Here is a 20939-nt window from a genome sequence, read left to right as displayed (position 1 = left end):
TAGCCTTACCTTATCCACGCAAAGGGGCACCCGGGCACGCGCGGTCACCGCACCGCACCGCTCGTGATCAATTCGCAATCGATTTCCCTCTTGACCGAGACCCATCAACAGAGCGGACGATTACGCTCCGAACCATGCCCAACAGCCCGTCCCCCGCAGCCCGTCACGACGCCGTCGCCCTCACCGACCGTACGGAGGTCCGGCCCGTGTACGTCATCGGCGGCGGCCCCGGCGGCCTCGCCGCCGCGGCCGCTCTGCGCGCCCGGGGCGTACGGGCGGTGGTCCTGGAGAAGTCGGACCGGGTCGGGGCGTCCTGGCGCGGCCACTACGACCGGCTGCACCTGCACACCACCCGCCGCTGGTCGGCGCTGCCGGGGCTGAAGATGCCGCGGAAGTTCGGGCGTTGGGTGGGCCGGGACGACGTGGTGCGGTACCTGGAGAAGTACACCGAGCACCATGAGCTGGAGGTGGTGACGGGCGTCGAGGTGACCCGGGTCGACCCGGCCCCCGACGACTCCGGCGACTGGCAGCTCACCGCGACGGGCGGGCGGGTCCTGCGGGGCCGCGCGGTCGTCGTCGCGACCGGCTTCAACCACACCCCGCGCATACCGGACTGGCCGGGCCGCGACACGTTCACGGGCGAGCTGCTGCACGCGGCGGCGTACCGGAACCCGGCGCCGTACGCCGACAAGGACGTCCTGGTCGTCGGCATCGGCAACACGGGCGCGGAGATCGCGGCGGACCTGGCCGAGGGCGGGGCGTCCGCCGTGCGCATCGCGGTCCGTACGGCCCCGCACATCGTCCGCCGCTCCACCGCCGGCTGGCCGGCCCAGGCCACGGGCATCCTCGTCCGCCGCCTGCCGGTACGGCTCGTCGACCGCGCCGGAGGCGTGATGGCGAAGATCGCCGTGCCCGACCTGACCGACCGGGGCCTCCCGCGCCCCGCCACCGGCCTCTACTCCCGGGTCCGCGAGGGAGCGATCCCGGTCCAGGACGTCGGCCTCATCGACGCGGTGAAGACCGGCCGGGTGACCCCCGTGGCGACGGTCGCCTCCTTCGACCAGGACACGGTGGTCCTGGCCGACGGCACCCGGATCACCCCGGACACCGTCATCGCCGCCACCGGCTACCACCGCGCCCTGGAGCCGCTGCTCGGCCACCTGGACGTGTTGGACGGGCGGGGCCGCCCGGTGACCCACGGCGGCCGCTCCCCGAAGGGCGCCCCCGGGCTCTACTTCACCGGCTTCACCAACCCGATCAGCGGGATGCTGCGCGAAATGGCCCTGGACGCCGAGAAGATCGCGAAGAGGGTGGCGCGGTCGCCGCGTTGAGGAGGGGGCTGGGGCGGGCCGGACCGTCCGTGCCGGTGATGTGCTGTCAGTGCCGGTGATTAAGGTCGGCCCCATGAGCGATCCAGCCCTTCTTCCGAGGAGTCGATGATGACCGTTCGCCGTGTCGTACCCAACCTCCGGACGGAGGCGGTCGAGGAGAACCGGGACTTCTACGGCCTGCTCGGTTTCGAGGAGGTCATGAACCTCGGCTGGATCACGACCGTCGCCTCGCCGTCCGGCCCGCAGGAGCAGGTCAGCTTCATGACCCACGACCTGACCGGCCCGGTCGTCCCCGACCTGAGCGTCGAGGTGGACGACGTGGACGCGGTGTACGCGGCCGTACGGGCCCGGGGCGCGGAGATCGTCCACCCGCTCCAGGACGAGGAGTGGGGCGTACGGAGGTTCTTCGTCCGGGACCCCGACGGCCGGGTGGTCAATGTGCTGAGCCACCGCTGAGCCCCGGGCCCGGCCGGCGCCGGCCCCGCTGACGGTCACCCCTCCGGAACGGGGCCGCCTCTGCCTAGGCTGGGCGTCATGGACGTGTTCGACGAGCTGTTGCGGGGCGTGCGGGGCCGGGGCGCGGTGTTCGGCCGTTCGGTGTTGTGCGCACCCTGGTCCCTGCGGTTCACCGACGGGGCGTATCTGACCCTGTGCATGCCGCTGCGGGGTGCGGGGTGGATCGTGCCGGAGGACGGCGAGCCGCTGCGGGTGGAGGCCGGCGAGGCCGCGGTCGTGCGGGGCCCGGCCCCGTTCGTCTTCACCGACGACCCGGCGGACGGTACGGGGCCGGGGCGGGCCCGCGGCGTACGGGAGGTGCGCTGGGACCAGACCCGGGACACCGGCTCCGCGTCGGGCGGTGCCCCCGAGTTCGACTGCGCCACCGTGCTGCTGGCCGCCGCCTACGACGTACAGGAGCAGCTTCCCCAGCGGCTCCTGCGGGCGCTGCCCCCGGCCGTCGTGGTGCCGGACGAGGAGGACTGCTCCCCGCTGCGCGACTATCTGGAGGCCCAGCTCGGCCGGGGCCGGCCGGGCGACCAGATCGTGCTCGACCGGCTGCTGGACTGGATGCTGGTGTGCACGCTGCGGGACTGGTTCGACCGGCCCGAGGCGAATCCGCCGGGGTGGTACGGGGCGCTCGGCGACGAGGTGGCGGGCCCGGCCCTGCGGGCGATGCACGAGGACCCGGCGCACCCCTGGACCACGGCGGAGCTGGCGGGCCGGGCGGGGGTGTCGCGGACGACCCTGGCGAAGCGGTTCACCGAGCTCGTCGGGGACGGGCCCGTGGCGTATCTGACCGAGTGGCGGATGACGCTGGCCGCCGACCTGCTGACCCACCCCGAGCTGACCGTGGCGGCCGTGGCCCGCCGGGTCGGCTACGCGGACGCGTTCGGGTTCAGCGCGGCGTTCAAGCGGGTGCGCGGCGAGAGCCCGAGCGCGTTCCGGCGGGAGGCCCTGGCGTCCGGGCCGGTGGAGGCGGCGGCACCGGCGCCGGCGGGGTGACATCCGTCGCGCGGCACCGGGCCCGGGGGGATGGGCCACGGCTGAGGGCGGGGCGGGCCGGGGCCCTTTCCGAGGGGACCCGGCCCGGAGGCCGGGTCCCTCTGGAGAGAGCCCGGCCCCGGCGCCCGGGGAGGAGGGGCCCCCTTCCGGACGGAGCCCACCCCGCCCCGGCCCCGGGCGTCAGCCCCAGACTCCCCGCGCCGCCGCCTCCCGGACGAAGTCGGCGAAGTCGCGCGGCTCCCGGCCGAGTGCCCGGCGTACGCCGTCCAGGACGGGTGCCTCCCGGCTCGTGGTGATCGGGTCCAGCGCGTCGGTCCAGAGGTCGGCCTCCCCCTCCGGGAAGCCCTGGGCGATGAGCCCGGCCCGGAAGACGGAGGCGTCGACGGGGACGTACGCGGCGCGCTTCCCGGTCTCCTTCGCGATCTCGTCCAGGACGTCGGCGATACCGAGCGCGCGCGGGCCCGAGAGTCCGTACTCCTCGCCCGCGTGGCCGTCCTCGGTGAGCGCGGCGACCGCCACGTCCGCGATGTCGTCGGCGTCGATGAACGCGGCCCTCCCGTCCCCGGTGGGCAGGGCCAGTTCCCCGTCGCGTACGCCGTCGAGGAAGACGCCCTCGCTGAAGTTCTGGGAGAACCAGCCGGGCCGCAGGATCGTCCAGGTCACCCCGGAGGCGCGGACGGCCCGCTCCCCCTCGCCGTGCGGTCCGCCGTCCACGTAGGCGGGGCCGAAGTAGCCGGGCACATCCGTACCCCGGGCCGAGAGCAGAACCAGCCGCCGCACCCCGCTCGCGACGGCCTGTTCGACGAAGGCGGGGGTCGGGGAGGGCGAGGCGTCGAGCGGGGTGATGTAGACGGCGGTGACGCCATCCAGGGCGGCCTGCCAGGTGGTGGGGTCCGCCCAGTCGAACGGGGTCTCCCCGGACCGCGAGGCCGCCCGGGTCTCCACCCCCAGCTCACGGAGGCGGGCCACCACCCGGCGGCCGGTCTTGCCGGTGCCGCCGGTCACGAGTACGGGTCCCTGCACGGAGGCCGCTGCTGCGGTCGCGTCTGTCTGAGTCATGGCACCAGCCTCACGCGCCGGGGCGGTCCCCGCCCATGGCCCATCGTCCGGGAGGGATGTCCGAGCGTCCGGCACCAAGACCCGGCGCCGGGCGCCGACGCTGCCGCCACCACCGCGGCAGCGGCCACCGCCACGACCCTGCACCACGGGTTCGCCCTGCGTGACCGTGCGAGCCTTTGCCTGCACACCCATTCCTGACGCAGCGTCAGTTCAGTAACCTGACAGAGCGTCAGTTAATCGGCCGGCTCCGCCCGTTCCCCGGCGGGGCCATCGAGCAGGAGTGGGCGGAACGATGCTTGGATCGACTCACGGCACCCTCACCACCGACTTCCGTGCCCGGGTGGTGGCCTGCGGCGAGGAGCCGCACGCCGCCGTCGTCAGCCTGCCCACCGCCACACGGCAGGGCGGCCTCGACGTCAGCGGGCGTCCGCTGCACCTGGCCGTGCCCGACCTGGACCGCTTCTTCCGGCCCCGCTCGGTGGCCGTCGTCGGGGCCTCGGACGCCGAGGGCCGACCCAACACCGGCATCACCCGGCAGCTGATCGCCTGGGCCGAACGGGTCGGGGCCCGGCTGCACCCCGTGCACCCGGCCCGGACCGCCGTGTTCGGCCGGGCGTGCGTCCCCTCGGTCGCCGAGCTGCCCGAGCCGGTCGACCTGGCGGTGCTGCTGGTCGCGGACCCGCTGCCGGTGATCGAGGAGCTGGGCGAGGCCAAGGTGCCCTTCGCCGTGGCCTTCGCCTCCGGGTTCGCCGAGACCGGGGAGGCGGGCGCGGCCGCCCAGGCCCGGCTGGCGGCGGCCGTGGAGCGGTCCGGGCTGCGGCTGCTCGGGCCGAACACCAACCTCAACGCCTTCGAGCGGTTCCGGGACGACCTGGAGGGCCCCGCCATCGCCCTGATCACCCAGTCCGGCCACCAGGGCCGCCCGGTCCACGCCCTCCAGGAGCTGGGCATCCGCCTCTCGCACTGGGCCCCCACGGGCAACGAGGCCGATCTGGAGACCGCCGACTTCCTGGCGTACTTCGCCCAGCTCCCCGAGGTCGGGGCGATCGCCTGTTACGTCGAGGGGCTCAAGGACGGCCGCTCCTTCCTGCTCGCCGCCGATCGGGCCGCCCGCGCGAAGGTCCCGGTCGTCGCCGTGAAGGTGGGCCGCACCGAGGCCGGGACCGAGGCCGCCGCCTCGCACACCGGGAAGCTGACCGGGGCGGACCAGGTGGTCGACGCGGCGATGCGGCAGTTCGGGGTGGTCCGGGTGGACGGCCTCGACGAACTCCAGGACACCGCGGCCCTGTTGGCCAGGGCCCGCCCGCCGAAGGCCGAGGGCGTGGCCGTGTACTCCATCTCCGGCGGCACCGGCGCGCACTTCGCGGACCTGGCGACGGCGGCGGGGCTCACCCTGCCCGCCCTGTCGGCGGAGAAGCAGGCCGAACTGCACACCTGGATACCGGAGTACCTCAACGTCGCCAACCCGATCGACAACGGCGGCCACCCGGTCGGCGACTGGCGCGGCCGGAAGATCATCGACGCGATCCTCGCCGACCCGTCGGTCGGCGTGCTGATCTGTCCGATCACCGGCCCGTTCCCGCCGATGAGCGACCGGCTCGCCCAGGACCTGGCGGACGCGGCGGAGGCCACCGACAAGCTGGTCTGCGTCGTCTGGGGCTCCCCCGTCGGCACCGAGGACGCCTACCGCACGACCCTGCTGGGCTCCTCGCGCCTCGCCACCTTCCGTACGGCTCGCAACTGCGTCACCGCCGTGAAGGCCTACCTGGACCATCACCGCTTCGCCGACCGCTACCGCTCCCCCTTCGAGGACGCCCCGCGCACCCCGTCGCCGTCCTTCCGCAAGGCGCAGGGCCTGCTGCGGCCGGGCCAGCAGCTCAGCGAGCACGCGGCGAAGCAGCTCCTGCGGGCGTACGGGATCCGGGTGCCGCGCGAGCAGCTGGTGACCAGCGCGGCCGGTGCCGTACGGGCCGCCGGGCCGGTCGGCTATCCGGTGGTGATGAAGGCGTCCGGGCCCCGGCTCGCCCACAAGACGGAGCTGGGCCTGGTGAAGGTCGGCCTCACCTCGGCCAGCCAGGTCCGGGACGCCTACCGCGAGCTGACCGACATCGCCCGGTACGAATCGGTGGACCTGGACGGCATCCTGGTCTGCCAGATGATCGACCGGGGCGTCGAGATGATGGTCGGGGTCACCCACGACGCCCTGTTCGGCCCGACGGTCACGGTGGGGCTCGGCGGGGTGCTGGTGGAGGTGCTGCACGACGCGGCGGTCCGGGTCCCGCCGTTCGGTGAGCGGGACGCCCGGGACATGCTCGGCGAACTGCGCGGCCGGGCGCTGCTGGAGGGGGTGCGCGGCGGGGCCCCGGTCGATGTGGACGCCCTGGTGGAAGTGGTGCTGCGGGTCCAGCGCATGGCGCTGGAGCTGGGCGACGACCTGACCGAGCTGGACATCAACCCGCTGGTGGTGCTGGGCCGCGGCCAGGGCGCGGTGGCCCTGGACGCGCTGGCGGTGTGCCGGTGAGCGGGGAGGCGGGTGCCGGGCCGGACGCTCACGCGCGTACGGGCGCACCGGGCGCCGGACCGCAGGCGGGGGTCTCCACCCCCGCAGTGGCCACCGTCCTGCACACTCTCGACGGCGGCGTCTCGTGGATCACCCTCAACCGGCCCGAGGCGATGAACGCCGTGACCTGGGACCAGCGGGAGCGGGTCAGCGCCCTGCTGGCCGAGGCCTCCGCCGACCCCGCCGTACGGGCCGTGGTGCTCACCGCCACCGGCCGGGGCTTCTGCGCGGGCGCCGATCTGCGGGGCACCCCGGCCCCGGACCGCGAACGGGCCCCCGGGGACGTCGCACGGACGATCCGGATGGGTGCGCAGCGGTTGATCTCGGCCGTCCTGGACTGTGAGAAGCCGGTGATCGCCGCAGTGAACGGCACGGCGGCCGGAATCGGCGCGCATCTGGCGTTCGCCTGCGATCTGGTCCTGGCGGCCGACACGGCGAAGTTCATCGAGGTCTTCGTACGCCGAGGACTCGTCCCGGACGGCGGCGGCGCGTATCTGCTGCCCCGGCTGGTGGGCCCGCAGCGCGCCAAGGAGCTGATGTTCTTCGGGGACGCCCTCACCGCGGCGGACGCGGAGCGGCTGGGCCTGGTCAACCGTACGGTCCCGGCGGGCGAGTTGGAGGCCCTGGCCAAGGAGTGGGCGGGCCGGCTGGCGACGGGCCCCACCCGGGCCCTCGCCCTCACCAAGCAACTGGTGAACGCCTCGCTGGACACCGACCGGGCCACGGCGTTCGCGGCCGAGGCGGCGGCCCAGGAGATCAACATGACCACGCGGGACGCCAACGAGGGCGTGGCGTCCTTCGTCGAGCGCAGGCCGCCGACGTACGAGGGCCGCTGAGGCCCCCTGCACCTTCACATCTGACGTTGCGTCAGTTCTTATGGAGGGCATGATGGGACACGCAGGCATGGCCGCCACCGCCGTCCGGTACCTCAGGTCCGTCGGCGCCGCCACGACAGCCGCACCGGAGGCACCCCCCGAGGCGCTGCCCCGCCCGGACCTGAGAGCGGTCCGGGACGACGAGCGACTGCCGATCGCCCCGGCCGGGTTCCGCCGCGTGCTGGGCCACTTCGCCAGCGGCGTCACCGTGATCACCGCCCGCGACGCGGACGGGCCGACGGGCTTCGCCTGCCAGTCCTTCGCCTCGCTCTCGCTGGACCCGCCGCTGGTGACCTTCATGGTCGCCCGTACGTCGACGACCTGGCCGCGTATCGCCCGCGCCGGGGTGTTCTGCGTGAACATCCTGGGGGCGGACCAGGGCGCGCTGTGCCGGGGGTTCGCGGTGAGCGGGGCCGACAAGTTCGCGGGCGTGGCGTACGGGGAAGCCCCCGCGACCGGGTCACCGCTGCTGGACGCCGTGCCCGCCTGGATCGACTGCCGCATCCACGCCGTCCACACCGGCGGCGACCACCTCATCGTGGTGGGCCGGGTGGCGGCGCTGGGCGCGGAGGAGGACGGCGAGCCGCTGCTGTTCCACCGGGGGGCGTTCGGCCGGCTCAGCCGCTGAGCCGGGGCTCGGCGGTTCAGCGGCCGACGGCGGGCTCCTTCGGCGCCGGGACGCGACGGATCACCAGCGACATCAGCGCCGCCATCGCGCACAGCGCCCCGGCCGCGTACCAGACCACGGCGTAGCTGCCGAACACGTCCCGCGCGACTCCGCCGAGGAACGCGACCACCGCCGCGCCCACCTGGTGCGAGGCCAGCACCCAGCCGAAGACGATCGCGCTGTCGTCGCCGTACTGCTCGCGGCAGAGCGCCAGCGTCGGCGGGACGGTGGCGACCCAGTCGAGGCCGTAGAACACGATGAAGAAGACCATCGGGGGCCGGACGTCGGGGGCCATGAGCATCGGCAGGAACAGCAGCGAGATCCCGCGCAGCGCGTAGTAGACGGCGAGCAGCCTGCGGGCGTCGAAGCGGTCGGTGAGCCAGCCGGAGAAGATCGTGCCGATGACGTCGAAGACCCCGATCACGGCGAGCAGCGAGGCCGCCACGGTGATGGGCATGTGGTGGTCGTGGGCGGAGGGCACGAAGTGGGTGCGGATCAGGCCGTTGGTGGAGGCCCCGCAGATCGCGAAGGCACCCGCGAGCAGCCAGAACGGGCCGGTGCGGGCCGCGTCGACCAGCACACGCACCGTCCGGCGCGCGGCGCCCCGGGCGGGGGCCGGCTTCGCCACGTACGTACCGCCGTACGGGGCGAGCCCCACATCGGCCGGGTGGTCGCGCATCAGGAGCCAGACGAACGGGACGACGACGAGGGCCGCCAGGCCGACGGTGACCGAGGCGGGCTCCCAGCCGTGTTCGTCGACGATCCAGGCGCAGAGCGGGAGGAAGACCAGCTGCCCGGAGGCCCCGGCCGCGGTGAGGATCCCGGTGACCAGGCCCCTTCGGGCGACGAACCAGCGGTTGGTGACGGTCGAGGCGAACGCCATCGCCATGGACCCGGTACCGAGGCCGACCAACAGGCTCCAGTAGAGCATCAGTTGCCAGGACGCGGTCATCCAGACGCTGGCGATCGCCCCGGCCGCCACCATCGTGAGCGCAGACGCCACGACCCGCCGGATACCGAAGCGGTCCATGAGCGCGGCGGCGAACGGCGCGGTCAGCCCGTACAGCGCCATGTCGATGGAGACGGCGAGCCCGATCTCCCCGCGCGACCAGCCGAATGCGGTGTGGAGCGGGTCGATGAGCAGGCCGGGCAGGGAGTTGAAGGCCGCGCCGCCGATGATCGTCACGAAGGTGACGGCGGCGACGAGCCACGCGCGGTGGATACGGGGGCGGGGACGGCTGCGCTCCTCGCCGGGCGGACGACGGTCGCCCCGGGCCGCGCTGTCGATGGTCTCGGTCACGTGGACCAGCTTCTTGGCCTGGAGCTTTCCCTACGAGTGGCCTGAAGGACATGGTTCGCAGGAATCGGGCCATGCGATCGGGCCCTGCCTAGGCGCGCCGCCGGGCCCCCGCGTGGACGGCCCAGGCCGCCGCCGCGCCCACCGCGTACCAGAACAGGTCCGGCGCGTTGAAGGTCGAGCCGAGGACCAGCCGGGCCGCCGCGCTGTGCGCCGACAGCTGTGCCGGTACGCCGGTGAGCTGCGCGAACTCCACCGCCCAGCCCAGGCCCAGCGCCGTGGCGGCCACCACGAGGGGCCGCGCGCGGGGCGCGCAGAAGGCGACGAGCGCGCAGAGCAGCACCGTGTAGAGCGCGCTCCCGGCGTACTTGGCGAAGGCCCCGTCCGCCCCGGCACGCACGGCGAGACCCGCGCCGACGGTGCCGACGGCCGCCACCGCCGCGACAGCGCGAGCCGTGAATCTGCGGGGGTCACCGTCCGCATCGGGAATGGACGCGGGCTCTGTCGGCTTCTCCATCACATCGCTAACCTGTATCAGCTCGTGGTCTATACCAGCCACCCGCTCCAACGATGATCTTCGAGGAGGCCGTCATGCCGCACCGCGTCGTCGTCCTGGCTCTCGACGGAGCGCTCCCCTTCGAACTGGGCATCCCCCAGCGGATCTTCGGCCGCTCCCTCGGCACGGAGTCGGGCGGCCCGGGCAGGAAGCTGTACGACGTGGTGACCTGCTCGATCCGGCCGCCGGGACCGGTACGGACCGACGCGGACTTCGCCGTCCTCGTGGAGCACGGCCCGGAGGCGCTCGCCACCGCCGACACGGTGGTCGTCCCCGCCTCCTACGAGCTGGGCCCGGTCTTCGAGGAGGGCAGGCTCACCGAGGAGCTGGCCGCCGCGCTCGCCCTGGTCCGGCCCGGCACCCGGATGGTCTCCATCTGCACCGGCAGCTACGTCCTGGCGGCGGCCGGATACCTCGACGGCCGCCCCGCCACCACGCACTGGTCGTCCGCCGACCACTTCCAGCGGATCTTCCCGCAGGTCCGCGTCGACCCGGACGTCCTGTTCATCGACGACGGCGACGTCCTCACCTCCGCCGGGGTGGCCGCGGGGATCGACCTCTGCCTGCACCTGGTGCGGCGCGATCACGGGGCGGCCGTCGCGAACGAGATCGCCCGCCGCACGGTCGTCCCCCCGCACCGGGACGGCGGGCAGGCCCAGTACATCCACCGCCCGCTCCCCGACCCGCAGTTCGCGACCACCACGGCCGCCCGGACCTGGGCGCTGGCCCGGCTGGAGCGGCCGATCCTGCTGCGGGACATGGCGGAGCAGGAGGCCATGAGCGTACGGACGTTCACGCGCCGCTTCCGCGAGGAGGTCGGCATCAGCCCCGGCCAGTGGCTCACCCAGCAGCGGGTGGAGCGGGCCCGCCATCTGCTGGAGTCCACGGACCTCGCCATCGACCAGGTGGCCCGGGACGCGGGCTTCGGCACGGCGACCTCGCTGCGCCAGCGCCTCCAGGCGGCTCTGGGCGTGCCGCCCACGGTCTACCGGCGTACGTTCCGCTCCTCGGCGGACGCCCCGACCTGATCCGAACGAAACGCCCTAGCGCCCCACCAGGCCGTCCAGCTCGGCCTGGAACAGCAGAGCCGGGTCGAAGCCCATGCCGGTGAAGTGGCCGGCCAGCTCCAGGGACAGCACCCCGTGCAGCCGGGTCCAGAACGCGAGGGCCCGCCGCAGCACCCCGGGCGGGGCCGGGTGGTCCCCGGCCCAGTCGCGGTGGTCCGCCAGGTGGGCGGCGAACGGCGAGGCGGGCACGTCCGGTTCGAAGGCCGTCCAGGCGGTCAGCAGGTCGGTCATGATCTCCTGCGAGATGCCGGTGATCTCGTCGGGCGCGTGGTAGCCGGGGACGGGGGTGCCGTAGATGAGGAAGTACCGGTGCGGGTCCGCCAGGGCCCAGTCGCGCAGGACGTGCGCGAGGGCGGCCGGGTCGGCGCCGGTGACGGCCGCCGCGTGGACGGCGTCGGCGAGGCTGCGGTACGCGTCCCGGATGAGCTCGGTGATCAGCTCGTCCCGGCCGGCGAAGTAGCGGTAGAGCGCGGGGCCGCTGACGCCCATCCGCTTGGCGATCGCGTTGAGGGAGAGCGCGGAGGCCCCGGCCGTGGCGATCTGCTCCCAGGCGTGCTGCTTGATCTCCGCGCGGACCTGGGCGCGATAGCGCTCCCGGGGGGTCGCGGCGTCGGACTTCGCCATGGGGTGCCGCCTTCCGTCACCACGTCAGCTACTCGCTCAAATTTCCGTTAGAAGATATCACGCAACCCCTTGATCCCTCGATGCGCCGAGAGTTACAACTTCTCACGAAAGCATCAGCCACTAGCAGAGGACCAGATCCTGATGTTCCGGCCCCGCACCGCCACCGCCGCCCTGCTCACCCTCCCGCTCGCCGCCGCCACGCTCCTCGCCACCGCCGCCGCACCCGCCGGGGCCGCCACCGCGCGCCCGGCCCCGTCCCTCACCTGCCAGGGCAAGGGCGTCGACGCCAAGGCCCTGGTCCGGGCCCGCACCGAGACCGTGATCGACGCGCCGCTGAGCACCGTCTGGAAGCTCCAGACCGACGTGGAGCGCTGGCCGAGCTGGCAGACCCACGTGACGAGCATGGACCGCCTCGACCACGGCCCCTTCCGCCCCGGTGCGGCGTTCCGCTGGACCACCCCGGTCCCGCCCAACCCGGCGACCCCCGCCACCAGCCTGGACATCACGTCCACCGTCCGGCAGGTCGAGCGCGGCTCCTGCATCCGGTGGACCGGGCCCGCCGTCGGCGAGGGGCTGCACATCGACGGCGTCCACGTGTGGAGCTTCCAGAAGGTCCGGGGCGGCGTCCTCGTCCGTACCGAGGAGACCCACACCGGCGAGCAGGTCGAGGCGAACGTCCCCTACGCCACCGAGATCCTGGAGCAGGGCCTCGAAGCGTGGCTCGGCGAGCTGAAGGCTGCGGCCGAGGCCCGCTCCTGCCCGCGCGGCTGACCGGGAGGGGTCAGAAGACCAGCACCCCCCGGGCCACCCGCCCGTGGTGCGCGTCGTCGGCCGCCTTGGCGAAGTCCTCCACCGGGTACGTCTCCGTCACCAGTTCGTCGAGAAGCAGCCGGCCCTCCCGGTACAGGTCCGCGTACAGGGCGATGTCGCGCTGCGGCCGCGAGGAACCGTAGCGGCAGCCCAGGATCGACTTGTCCAGGTACATCGACGAGACCAGGAACGACGCCTCGGCGCTCGCCGCCGGGACGCCCAGCAGGATCGCCTGGCCGTGGCGGTCCAGGAGGTCGATCGCCTGGCGGATCAGCTCGGTGCGGCCGACGCACTCGAAGGCGTGGTCGGCCCCGTCGGGCAGGATGCCGCGTACGCCGTCGGCCGAGGTCAGGAAGTGCGTGGCGCCGAACTGCCGGGCCACCGCCTCCTTCGCCGGGTTGCTGTCGACGGCGACGACGGTCCGGGCACCGGCCAGCCGGGCCCCCTGGAGCACATTGAGGCCGATGCCTCCGGCGCCGATGACCACGACGCTGTCGCCGAGGCCGACCTTCGCCCGGTTCAGCACGGCCCCGACGCCGGTCAGCACCCCGCAGCCGATCAGGGCGGCGGAGGTGAGGGGCAGGTCCGCCGGGATCTTCACGGCCTGGACGGCGCGGACCACCGTACGTTCCGCGAAGGCGGAGTTGGAGGCGAACTGGAACACCGGCTCCCCGCCCCGCGAGAACGGCCGCCCGGGCCGCCCGATCGCCTTGCGGCACATGGTGGGCCTGCCCCGGTCGCACTGGGCGCAGGCGCCGCAGTTGGCGAGGGTGGACAGGGCGACATGGTCACCGGGCCGTACGTGGACGACGCCGGGCCCGACCGCTTCCACCACGCCCGCGCCCTCGTGGCCGAGCACGACGGGGGCCGGGAAGGGGATCGTGCCGTCGATCACCGACAGGTCGCTGTGGCAGAGCCCGGCGGCGGCGATCGCCACCAGCACCTCGCCGGGGCCCGGGTCGCGTATCTCCAGGTCGTCGACGACCTCGGTCCGTGTGCCGTCGAAGACGACGCCTCTCATCTCGGCTCCCTCGGTAGGCCGAGCACCCGCTCGGCGATGATGTTCCGCTGGATCTCGTCGGAGCCGCCGTAGATGGTGTCGGCCCGGCTGAAGAGGAACAGGTGCTGTGCGTCGTCGAGTTCGTACGGGCGGTCCGCCGTCCACGGCTCGGGGCCGACGGCCCCCGCCTCCCCCGCGACCTCCACCGCCAGCTCCCCCAGCCGCTGGTGCCAGCCGCCCCACAGCAGCTTCGCCACGCTGGGCGCGCCCGGGTCGCCGGTGGCGCCGAGGGTGCGCAGGGCGTGGCGGCGCATGGTGTCCAGTTCGGCCCACTGGCGGATGAGCCGGGCCCTGATGACCGGGTCCTCGGCGGCCCCGCTCGCCACGGCGGCGGCGACGACCCGGCCCAGCTCCTCGGCGAACCCGATCTGCTGGGCGAGGGTGGACACCCCGCGCTCCAGGGCGAGCAGGCCCATGGCGACCTGCCAGCCGTTGCCCTCCCCGCCGACGGTCTCGGTGGCGCGGGCCCCGTCGAAGAACACCTCGTTGAACTCGCTGGTCCCGGTCAGCTGCCGGATCGGCCGCACCTCGATCCGGCCCGGCTGGTCCATCTCCAGGAGCAGGAACGACAGCCCGTGGTGGCGGGTGGAGCCGGGGTCGGTCCGGGCGAGGACGAAGCAGAAGTCGGCGTCCCGGGCGAGCGAGGTCCAGATCTTCTGCCCGGTCACGGCGTAGCCGCCGGTGCCGTCCGGGGTGGCCGTGGTCCGTATCCCGGCGAGGTCGGACCCCGCGCCCGGTTCGCTGTACCCCTGGCACCAGAGGATCTCGCCGCGGGCGACGGGGGGCAGGTGGCGGCGCTTCTGCTCCTCGGTGCCGTAGGTGATGAGGGTCGGGGCGAGGAGGTTCTCCCCGATGTGGCCCATCCGGGCGGGGGCGGTGGAGCGGGCGTACTCCTCGGCCCAGACGACCTGCTCGGGGAGGGTGGCGCGGCGGTTGCCGTACGTCTCTCCGTCGCCGGGCCAGCCGATGCCGATCCAGCCGGCCTTGCCCAGTTCGCGTTCCCAGGCGCGGGGGTAGGGGGCGGGGGTGTCGGTGAGGCGGTCCGCCAGCCAGGCGCGCACCTCGGTACGGAAGTCCATGGTTCCTCCTGCCGCTTGGGGCCGCGCCCCGTATTGAGCCCCTCCGGCGATTGAGGAGCGGGGTCCGGGGCTCCGCGCCCCCGGACCCCGCTCCTCAATCGCCGGAGGGGCTGGAATTGCCCCGGTCGTCCCGCGCGGGTCCGCCGGAGGGGCTGGAAATGTTCGGGCGGTCGCCCGACTTGGCCGCCGCCGCCATCTCCGCCACCCGCGCCAGCATCGGCATCGGATCCACCCCCACCGTCCCCGGCAGGAACTCCGCGATCCGTTCCGGCGTCCAGGGCGCCCCCTCCGCGTACCCCGCACGCAACTCCCTCGGCTGGGCCCAGACCGCGATCTTCGGGCCCGCGATCGTGTACACCTGCCCGGTGATCCCCTCCGCCCGCGCCCGCTCGCTCAGCAGGTAGACGACGAGCGCCGCCACATCCTCCGGCTCCCCGATCTCCTTCAGCTCCATCGGGACCCCGGCCGACATCCGGGTCCGCGCGACGGGCGCGACCGCGTTCGCCGTGACCCCGTACCGGTGCAGGCCCAGCGCCGCGCTGCGGACCAGCGAGATGATCCCGCCCTTCGCCGCGCTGTAGTTGGCCTGCGAGACGCTGCCCTGGTGGTTGCCGCTGGTGAAGCCGATCAGCGTGCCCCCGCCCTCCTGCTTCCGCATCACCGCCGACGCGGCCCGGAAGACGGTGAAGGTGCCTTTCAAGTGCGTCGCGAGGACCGGGTCCCACTCCTCCTCGGACATGTTGAACAGCATCCGCTCGCGCAGGATCCCGGCCACGCAGACCACCCCGTCGAGCCGGCCGTACTCCGCCAGCGCCGTGTCCACGATCCGCTGTCCGCCCGCCATCGTGGAGATGTCGTCCCCGACCGCCACCGCCGTGCCGCCCGCCGCCTCGATCTCCTTGACGACGGCCCTGGCGACCTCGCTGGTCGGTTCGGAGCCCTCGACGGAGACGCCGTAGTCGTTGACGACGACCCGCGCCCCCTCCGCCGCCGCGGCGAGCGCGACCGCCCGGCCGATGCCCCGGCCGGCCCCCGTCACGGCGACCACCCTGCCTGCCAAGAAGTTCCCCATGCCCGGCCCCTTCCCGCGGTTTCTGACGGACCGTTAGATTTTACGGGCAGTCGGATACCCCGGCACAAGACCCAGGAGGTCCCCATGTCCCTGCCGGCCGAGTTCCACGAGATCGCCAAGCGCGTCAACAACTGGGGCCGGTGGGGAGAGGCCGACGAACGCGGGACGCTCAACCTGATCACCGACGCCGTCGTGCGGGAGGCGGTGGCGACCGTCCGCACCGGCCGCCGGATACCGCTCGCGCTGCCGCTCCGGCAGGACGGGGTGCAGAGCGGGCTCATCCCGGGCCGGATCAATCCGCTGCACACGATGGTCCAGATCAACCAGGAGATCTTCGGCCCCGGCACGGTCGCCACCAGCGACGACGCCGTCACGATGGGCCTCCAGGCGGCCACCCACTGGGACGCCCTGCCCCATGTCTCGCACAGCGGGAAGATCTACAACGGCCGTCCGGCGGACACCGTCACGGCGCACGCCGGAGCGCGGTTCTCCTCGATCGCCGCCGTGGGGCACCTCGTCTCGCGCGGCGTGCTGCTGGACGTGGCCCGCGCCCGGGGCGTGGACCGGCTGCCGGGCGATCACGCCGTCACGCCGGAGGACCTGGCGGCGGCGGAGGAGTTCGGGGGCGTACGCGTACGGGCCGGGGACATCGTGCTCGTACGGACCGGGCAGATGCGCCTCGCGCTGGCCGGGGACCGGGACGCGTACGGCTATCCGTCACCGGGGCTCTCCGTGCGCACGCCCGAGTGGTTCCACGCCCGGGACGTCGCGGCCGTCGCCAACGACACCCTGACCTTCGAGATCTTCCCGCCGGAGATCGCGGACCTGTGGCTGCCCGTGCACGCCCTGCACCTGGTCGAGATGGGGCTGCTCCAGGGCCAGAACTGGAACCTGGAGGCGCTGTCCACCGCCTGTGCGGAGGAGGGCCGGTACGCCTTCCTGCTCACCGCCGCGCCGGAGCCGTTCGCCGGGGCCACCGGGTCGCCGGTCGCCCCGGTGGCCATCCTGTAGAGCGGTTCGGGTCAGGCGGGTTTCAGGCCAGGTTGTCGGTGAAGACGCACGAGGGCGGTTCGCACACCTCGCCACCGCCCTGGACGACCACCGTGGGCGGCTCCGCGGCCCGCACCGGACCGCTCCGGTCGACCTCGCACCAGATCTGCTTCCCCGCGCCCTCCGGCAGCCAGCCCCAGCGGTCGGCGAGCCCGTCCACCAGCTCCAGGCCCCGGCCGCCCGTGTCCTCACCCGCGGCGTGCCGCTGGAGCGGCGGGCAGTCGCTGGCGTCCGCGACCTCGACCCGGACCGTCCCGGAGGCCCCGCCCCCGCCGAAGAGCATCCGCAGCACGGCGGGACACCCGGTGTGGACGACGGCGTTGGTGACCAGCTCCGAGATCAGCAGGATGAGCGTCTCGGCGAGCGGCTCGTCATCCCCTATCCCGGATCCGACCAGGCGCGACCGCGCCCACCTACGGGCCCGCCCCACCTCTGCGGGATCCGGACCGACCTCCAGCTGAACCTGAAGCACCTGCACCGCTCACACCATCCGAACCGGCGGACACATCGCCTCGCGCCTCCTCAGGGTCACGGAACGTGATTCCCTTACGCGACAGCATGGTTGACGTACAGTCACCGCAACAAGCGCTTCGGGCATATTCCAGCGCGAAGGAGTACGCGTGGTGCATACTGTGCGACGCACGCTGCGGGGAGTCGAACAGGAGCGCGCAGAGACTGCGAGAAACGCTCTTCGGGCAGGCCCGGCACATCTCCGGCGAGAGCCCTCGCTCCGGACCGGAGCCGCCGCACAGGCCGCCCCCGGATCGCCCGGTTCCAGAACCACTCGCATCCCACGGAGCGTACCCGAGCCGGGCCCCGACTCCACCCGGTGACGAATCACGCAAAGGACACAACCCGGTATCGCCACCCGGCGGATGCGCTGTGTCACCCTCCGCCCCCTGCTTCCGGGGCCGGCCGTCCGTACGCCGCCGAGCTGCGCGGAAGCCGTCCCGCCGTCCCCAGACCGGCGGCGAGCAGCTCCTCGGCCCCGGCCCCGGTGAGCCAGGAGGCGGCCCGGAGCCAGGCCCGTTTCAGGTGGAGGTGAACATCTGCCTCCCAGGTGAAGCCCATCCCGCCGTGGATCTGGAGGCAGTCACGGGCGTTGCGTACGGCCGCCTCGTCGGCGAGCAGTTTGGCGGCCGCGATCTCCACCGGGTCGCCGGTCACGGCGGCCGCGTACACGGCGGCGCGGGCCGGTTCGGTGCGGGCGAGCATGTCGGCGCAGAGATGTTTGACCGCCTGGAACGATCCGATGGGCGATCCGAACTGCTCGCGCTCCCCGGCGTGTTCGACGGCCGTCTCGATGGTGCGGGTGGCACTGCCGAGCTGTTCGGCGGCGGTGAGCAGCGCGGCCTCGAAGCGGAGCCGCCCGGCGTGCGCCGGGGTGCGCTCCGTCGCGGCCGGGGCACGTTCCGCATGCGCCGGCCGACTGTGCAGTGGGGTGAGCGGGTCCATCGAGCGTACGGGCCGGGCGGCGGCCACGAAGGCACGCAGCGCCTCCCCGACAAGCGCCTCCCCGGCAAGGGCGTCGGTACCCACCAGCACCGCGTCCGCCTCCGCCAGGTGTGCCACCGGAAGCTCCCCGGCCACGGCCGTCACCACCGCCTCGCCCTCCGCGGCCCCCTTCACCAGGCCCGCCGCCAGGTGCGTGGCGACCAGCGGGCCCGGCAGCAGCGCCCGGCCCGCCTCCTCGAAGAGCAGCACCGCCTCGGGCAGCCCGAGGCCCACCCCGCCCGCCTCCTCCGGCAGCCGCAGCGCGAAGAAACCGGCCGCGCCCAGCTCACGCCACAGCGACCGGTCCAGGGCCCCGTCCCGCTCCACCGCGGCCCGCAGCCGGTCCCGGTCGAAGACCGCGCCGAGCAGGTCGCGCATACCGGACCGCAGGGCCCGCTGGTCGTCCGAGAGCTGGAAGTCCACGGTGGCCTCAGCGCCCCTTCGGCAGGCCGAGGATGCGCTCGGCGACGATGTTGCGCTGGATCTGCGAGGTGCCCGCGGCGATGGTGTACGAGAGGGAGGACAGCCGGTCCAGGACCCATTCCCGGTCGACGTCGAAGGCGTCCGCGCCCAGCACCTCGGCCGCCGCCTCGTACAGCTCCTGGCGGACCCCGGAGTAGCGCAGCTTGAAGACCGAGCCGCCGACGCCGGGGACGCCGCCCGTGCGCTCCGACTCGCTCACGTTCGCCTGTGTGAGCCGCCACAGGGCCCGGAACTCCGCGTTCAGCCGCCCGAGCCGCCGCCTCAGCACCGGGTCGTCCCAGCGCCCGGTGCGCCGGGACTCGTCGGCGAGCGCGTCCAGGGTGCGGCGGCAGGCGACGACCTCGCCGACGAAGGCGGTGCCGCGTTCGAAGGAGAGGGTGACCATGGTGACCCGCCAGCCGTCGTTCTCCGCCCCGACGCGACAGGAGGCCGGAACGCGGACCTCGTCGAGGAAGACCTCGGCGAACTCCGTCGACCCGGCGAGCGTCCGCAGCGGCCGGACCGTGATCCCGGGGGCGTCCATCGGCATCGCCAGCCAGCTGATCCCCCGGTGCTTCGGCGCGGCCGGGTCCGTCCGCACCAGCAGCTCGCACCAGTCGGCCACCTCCGCGTGCGAGGTCCAGATCTTCTGCCCGGTGACCACGTAGTCGTCGCCGTCGCGCACCGCCCGCGTCCGCAGCGCGGCCAGGTCGGAGCCCGCGTCCGGCTCGCTGAACCCCTGGCACCAGATCTCGTCGCCGCGCAGCACCGGGGGCAGCCAGCGGGCCCGCTGTCCGGCCGTGCCCTCGGCGGCGATCGTCGGCCCGGCGTGCAGCAGTCCGACGAAGTTCGCCCCGACGTAGGGGGCCCCGGCCTTCTCCGTCTCCTCCAGGAAGATCAGGTGCTGCGTCGGGGTGGCCCCCTGCCCGCCCGCGTCGACCGGCCAGTGCAGACCCGCGTACCCGGCGTCGTACAGCATCCGCTGCCAGGCCGTGTCGTACGCCCGGCGTGCGGGCCAGTCGTCGGGCGAGGGCTTGGCGGGCAGGCCGGGGAGGACGGCGGCCAGCCACTCCCGCAGCCGGCCCCGGAACTCCTCCTCGGCCTCCGTGTACGCGAGATCCACCGCCGCCCCCGCCTACTTGTCCAGATCCAGGCCGAGCATCCGGATCGCGTTTCCGCGCATCAGTTTGTAGACGGTCTCCTCGTCCAGTCCCTTGACGTGGTCGAGGGCGACCTCCTTGGTGTGCGGGAAGGTCGAGTCCACGTGCGGGTAGTCGGTCTCGAAGGTGGCGTTGTCGCGGCCGACGACGTCGAGCGCGGAGATGCCGTGCTTGTCGCGGAAGAAGCAGCAGAACATCTGCCGGTAGTAGTACGTGGAGGGCGGTTCGGGGATCAGATCGCGCACCCCGCCCCAGGCCCGGTGCTCCTCCCACACGTCGTCGGCGCGCTCCAGGGCGTACGGGATCCACCCCATCTGCCCCTCGCTGTACGCCAGTTTGAGCGTCGGGAACTTCACCAGCACCCCGCTGAAGAGGAAGTCCATCATCGAGGCCATCGCGTTGTTGAAGGAGAGCGAGGCCTGTACGGCGGGCGGGGCGTCGGGGGACGCGGCGGGCATCTGGGAGCTGGACCCGATGTGCATGTTGACGACGGTGCCGGTGTCCTGGCAGACGGCGAAGAACGGGTCCCAGTAGCCGGTGTGGATGGAGGGGAGCCCGAGGTAGGTGGGGATCTCGGAGAAGGTGACCGCGCGGACGCCCCGCGCCGCGTTCCGCTTGATCTCGGCGATCGCGAGGTCGATGTCCCAGAGCGGGATGATGCAGAGCGGGATCAGCCGGCCGCCGCTGTCGCCGCACCACTCCTCGACCATCCAGTCGTTGTAGGCGCGCACACAGGCGAGAGCGACCTCCTTGTCGTGCGCCTCGGCGAAGGTCTGGCCGCAGAAGCGCGGGAAGGTCGGGAAGCAGAGGGAGGCCTCGACGTGGTTGAGGTCCATGTCCTTGAGACGCTCGGCCGGGTCCCAGCAGCCGGGCCGCATCTCGGCCCGGGTGATGCCCTCCAGGGTCATGTCGTCGCGGTCGAAGCCGACGGCGGCGATGTTCCGCTTGTACGGGAACTTCAGGTCCTCGTAGATCCACCAGTCGGTGGGCGGCCCGTCCGGGTCCATCGTGATGACGTACTTCCCGCCCGTGTACGCCAGCTCACCGATGCCCGCGGTGAGCGGCTGGGGGCCGCGCTCGCGGTACTTCGCGGGGAGCCAGGTGGAGAAGAGGTGCGCGGGCTCGATCACATGGTCGTCGACGCTGACGATCCGAGGCAGTTCCGTGTCCGTCATGGTGTGTGCCGTCCCCTCCGCGCACCCGGGAGCACCTCGCC

At 73.5% G+C, this 20939-nt stretch carries 20 protein-coding genes; 9 read left to right on the top strand and 11 right to left on the bottom strand.

The annotated features are described in order from the left end of the window. Positions 1-134 precede the first annotated feature (134 nt). From WQO_RS20550 to WQO_RS20540, 3 genes are all read left to right on the top strand, one after another. Positions 135-1331 carry a flavin-containing monooxygenase gene (locus WQO_RS20550; RefSeq protein ID WP_058954049.1) on the top strand — a complete coding sequence of 399 codons (1197 nt, stop codon included), beginning with the start codon at positions 135-137 and terminating at the stop codon, positions 1329-1331. Between the two features lie 108 nt (positions 1332-1439). Continuing rightward, positions 1440-1787 carry a VOC family protein gene (locus WQO_RS20545; RefSeq protein WP_010061009.1) on the top strand — a complete coding sequence of 116 codons (348 nt, stop codon included), beginning with the start codon at positions 1440-1442 and terminating at the stop codon, positions 1785-1787. 78 nt (positions 1788-1865) lie between these two features. Then, on the top strand, positions 1866-2831 hold the full coding sequence (locus tag WQO_RS20540; protein ID WP_010061010.1) for an AraC family transcriptional regulator: 966 nt from the start codon (positions 1866-1868) through the stop codon (positions 2829-2831). A gap of 180 nt (positions 2832-3011) precedes the next feature. Here the strand turns inward: WQO_RS20540 and WQO_RS20535 are convergent, their stop codons facing one another. Beyond that, positions 3012-3890, bottom strand: a complete 879-nt coding sequence (locus tag WQO_RS20535) for an NAD(P)H-binding protein (protein ID WP_179887311.1) — start codon at positions 3888-3890, stop codon at positions 3012-3014. A gap of 292 nt (positions 3891-4182) precedes the next feature. Here WQO_RS20535 and WQO_RS20530 point away from each other — a divergent pair, with 292 nt between their 5' ends. The 3 genes from WQO_RS20530 to WQO_RS20520 all read left to right on the top strand — a co-directional run bounded on the left by WQO_RS20530 (position 4183) and on the right by WQO_RS20520 (position 7953). Beyond that, a complete protein-coding gene (locus WQO_RS20530; protein ID WP_010061012.1) occupies positions 4183-6411 on the top strand; it encodes an acetate--CoA ligase family protein in 2229 nt (742 codons plus the stop codon). Continuing rightward, positions 6402-7286, top strand: coding sequence for an enoyl-CoA hydratase/isomerase family protein (locus tag WQO_RS20525; RefSeq protein WP_010061014.1), 885 nt, complete (start codon positions 6402-6404; stop codon positions 7284-7286). Before WQO_RS20530 ends, WQO_RS20525 begins: the two co-directional genes overlap by 10 nt. 67 nt (positions 7287-7353) lie before the next feature. Beyond that, positions 7354-7953, top strand: coding sequence for a flavin reductase family protein (locus tag WQO_RS20520; RefSeq protein WP_058954048.1), 600 nt, complete (start codon positions 7354-7356; stop codon positions 7951-7953). Between the two features lie 16 nt (positions 7954-7969). Here WQO_RS20520 and WQO_RS20515 read toward each other — a convergent pair whose 3' ends face one another. Next, on the bottom strand, positions 7970-9292 hold the full coding sequence (locus tag WQO_RS20515; protein WP_010061020.1) for an MFS transporter: 1323 nt from the start codon (positions 9290-9292) through the stop codon (positions 7970-7972). Between the two features lie 88 nt (positions 9293-9380). After that, positions 9381-9806: a ribosomal maturation YjgA family protein gene (locus WQO_RS20510; protein ID WP_010061021.1), complete on the bottom strand. Its 426-nt coding sequence runs from the start codon at positions 9804-9806 to the stop codon at positions 9381-9383. A gap of 74 nt (positions 9807-9880) precedes the next feature. On the opposite strand from WQO_RS20510, the gene WQO_RS20505 reads away from it, so the two are divergent. Continuing rightward, on the top strand, positions 9881-10873 hold the full coding sequence (locus WQO_RS20505; protein ID WP_029182325.1) for a GlxA family transcriptional regulator: 993 nt from the start codon (positions 9881-9883) through the stop codon (positions 10871-10873). A gap of 15 nt (positions 10874-10888) precedes the next feature. On the opposite strand, the gene WQO_RS20500 is transcribed toward WQO_RS20505, so the two are convergent. Beyond that, entirely contained in the window at positions 10889-11536 is a 648-nt protein-coding gene (locus WQO_RS20500) for a TetR/AcrR family transcriptional regulator (RefSeq protein ID WP_010061025.1), read from the bottom strand. A gap of 141 nt (positions 11537-11677) precedes the next feature. On the opposite strand from WQO_RS20500, the gene WQO_RS20495 reads away from it, so the two are divergent. After that, positions 11678-12307 (top strand): SRPBCC family protein, encoded by a 630-nt coding sequence (locus WQO_RS20495; RefSeq protein ID WP_010061027.1) that lies wholly within the window; start codon positions 11678-11680, stop codon positions 12305-12307. A gap of 10 nt (positions 12308-12317) precedes the next feature. Here the strand turns inward: WQO_RS20495 and WQO_RS20490 are convergent, their stop codons facing one another. The 3 genes from WQO_RS20490 to WQO_RS20480 form a co-directional block, all read right to left on the bottom strand. Next, positions 12318-13367 (bottom strand): Zn-dependent alcohol dehydrogenase, encoded by a 1050-nt coding sequence (locus WQO_RS20490; RefSeq protein WP_010061029.1) that lies wholly within the window; start codon positions 13365-13367, stop codon positions 12318-12320. Further along, positions 13364-14485 (bottom strand): acyl-CoA dehydrogenase family protein, encoded by a 1122-nt coding sequence (locus WQO_RS20485; RefSeq protein ID WP_010061031.1) that lies wholly within the window; start codon positions 14483-14485, stop codon positions 13364-13366. The genes WQO_RS20490 and WQO_RS20485 overlap by 4 nt, the downstream gene beginning before the upstream one ends. 94 nt (positions 14486-14579) lie before the next feature. After that, a complete protein-coding gene (locus WQO_RS20480; protein WP_010061033.1) occupies positions 14580-15557 on the bottom strand; it encodes an SDR family oxidoreductase in 978 nt (325 codons plus the stop codon). 84 nt (positions 15558-15641) lie between these two features. Here WQO_RS20480 and WQO_RS20475 point away from each other — a divergent pair, with 84 nt between their 5' ends. Next, positions 15642-16568, top strand: coding sequence for a cyclase family protein (locus tag WQO_RS20475; RefSeq protein WP_010061034.1), 927 nt, complete (start codon positions 15642-15644; stop codon positions 16566-16568). Positions 16569-16590: 22 nt separating this feature from the next. Here the strand turns inward: WQO_RS20475 and WQO_RS20470 are convergent, their stop codons facing one another. The 4 genes from WQO_RS20470 to WQO_RS20455 form a co-directional block, all read right to left on the bottom strand. After that, positions 16591-17085 carry an ATP-binding protein gene (locus tag WQO_RS20470; protein WP_010061035.1) on the bottom strand — a complete coding sequence of 165 codons (495 nt, stop codon included), beginning with the start codon at positions 17083-17085 and terminating at the stop codon, positions 16591-16593. 407 nt (positions 17086-17492) lie between these two features. After that, positions 17493-18524 (bottom strand): acyl-CoA dehydrogenase family protein, encoded by a 1032-nt coding sequence (locus tag WQO_RS20465; RefSeq protein WP_010061036.1) that lies wholly within the window; start codon positions 18522-18524, stop codon positions 17493-17495. Positions 18525-18531: 7 nt separating this feature from the next. Further along, positions 18532-19686, bottom strand: coding sequence for an acyl-CoA dehydrogenase family protein (locus WQO_RS20460; RefSeq protein WP_058954047.1), 1155 nt, complete (start codon positions 19684-19686; stop codon positions 18532-18534). A gap of 12 nt (positions 19687-19698) precedes the next feature. Continuing rightward, positions 19699-20898: an amidohydrolase family protein gene (locus WQO_RS20455; protein ID WP_010061039.1), complete on the bottom strand. Its 1200-nt coding sequence runs from the start codon at positions 20896-20898 to the stop codon at positions 19699-19701. Between the last annotated feature and the right edge of the window lie 41 nt (positions 20899-20939).

The sequence above is a fragment of the Streptomyces globisporus C-1027 genome, from assembly GCF_000261345.2.
Taxonomy (GTDB): domain Bacteria; phylum Actinomycetota; class Actinomycetes; order Streptomycetales; family Streptomycetaceae; genus Streptomyces; species Streptomyces pakalii.
Note: the sequence above shows the minus strand (reverse complement) of the source record. Positions and strands in the feature narration are given on the sequence as shown.

What these genes read in the sequence shown, in the direction of transcription:
- WQO_RS20550 (WP_058954049.1), top strand. Translation starts at nt 135, where the DNA reads ATGCCCAACAGCCCGTCCCCCGCAGCCCGTCACGACGCCGTCGCCCTC.
- WQO_RS20545 (WP_010061009.1), top strand. Translation starts at nt 1,440, where the DNA reads ATGACCGTTCGCCGTGTCGTACCCAACCTCCGGACGGAGGCGGTCGAG.
- WQO_RS20540 (WP_010061010.1), top strand. Translation starts at nt 1,866, where the DNA reads ATGGACGTGTTCGACGAGCTGTTGCGGGGCGTGCGGGGCCGGGGCGCG.
- WQO_RS20535 (WP_179887311.1), bottom strand. Translation starts at nt 3,890, where the DNA reads ATGACTCAGACAGACGCGACCGCAGCAGCGGCCTCCGTGCAGGGACCC.
- WQO_RS20530 (WP_010061012.1), top strand. Translation starts at nt 4,183, where the DNA reads ATGCTTGGATCGACTCACGGCACCCTCACCACCGACTTCCGTGCCCGG.
- WQO_RS20520 (WP_058954048.1), top strand. Translation starts at nt 7,354, where the DNA reads ATGGCCGCCACCGCCGTCCGGTACCTCAGGTCCGTCGGCGCCGCCACG.
- WQO_RS20510 (WP_010061021.1), bottom strand. Translation starts at nt 9,806, where the DNA reads ATGGAGAAGCCGACAGAGCCCGCGTCCATTCCCGATGCGGACGGTGAC.
- WQO_RS20505 (WP_029182325.1), top strand. Translation starts at nt 9,881, where the DNA reads ATGCCGCACCGCGTCGTCGTCCTGGCTCTCGACGGAGCGCTCCCCTTC.
- WQO_RS20500 (WP_010061025.1), bottom strand. Translation starts at nt 11,536, where the DNA reads ATGGCGAAGTCCGACGCCGCGACCCCCCGGGAGCGCTATCGCGCCCAG.
- WQO_RS20495 (WP_010061027.1), top strand. Translation starts at nt 11,678, where the DNA reads ATGTTCCGGCCCCGCACCGCCACCGCCGCCCTGCTCACCCTCCCGCTC.
- WQO_RS20490 (WP_010061029.1), bottom strand. Translation starts at nt 13,367, where the DNA reads ATGAGAGGCGTCGTCTTCGACGGCACACGGACCGAGGTCGTCGACGAC.
- WQO_RS20485 (WP_010061031.1), bottom strand. Translation starts at nt 14,485, where the DNA reads ATGGACTTCCGTACCGAGGTGCGCGCCTGGCTGGCGGACCGCCTCACC.
- WQO_RS20480 (WP_010061033.1), bottom strand. Translation starts at nt 15,557, where the DNA reads ATGGGGAACTTCTTGGCAGGCAGGGTGGTCGCCGTGACGGGGGCCGGC.
- WQO_RS20475 (WP_010061034.1), top strand. Translation starts at nt 15,642, where the DNA reads ATGTCCCTGCCGGCCGAGTTCCACGAGATCGCCAAGCGCGTCAACAAC.
- WQO_RS20455 (WP_010061039.1), bottom strand. Translation starts at nt 20,898, where the DNA reads ATGACGGACACGGAACTGCCTCGGATCGTCAGCGTCGACGACCATGTG.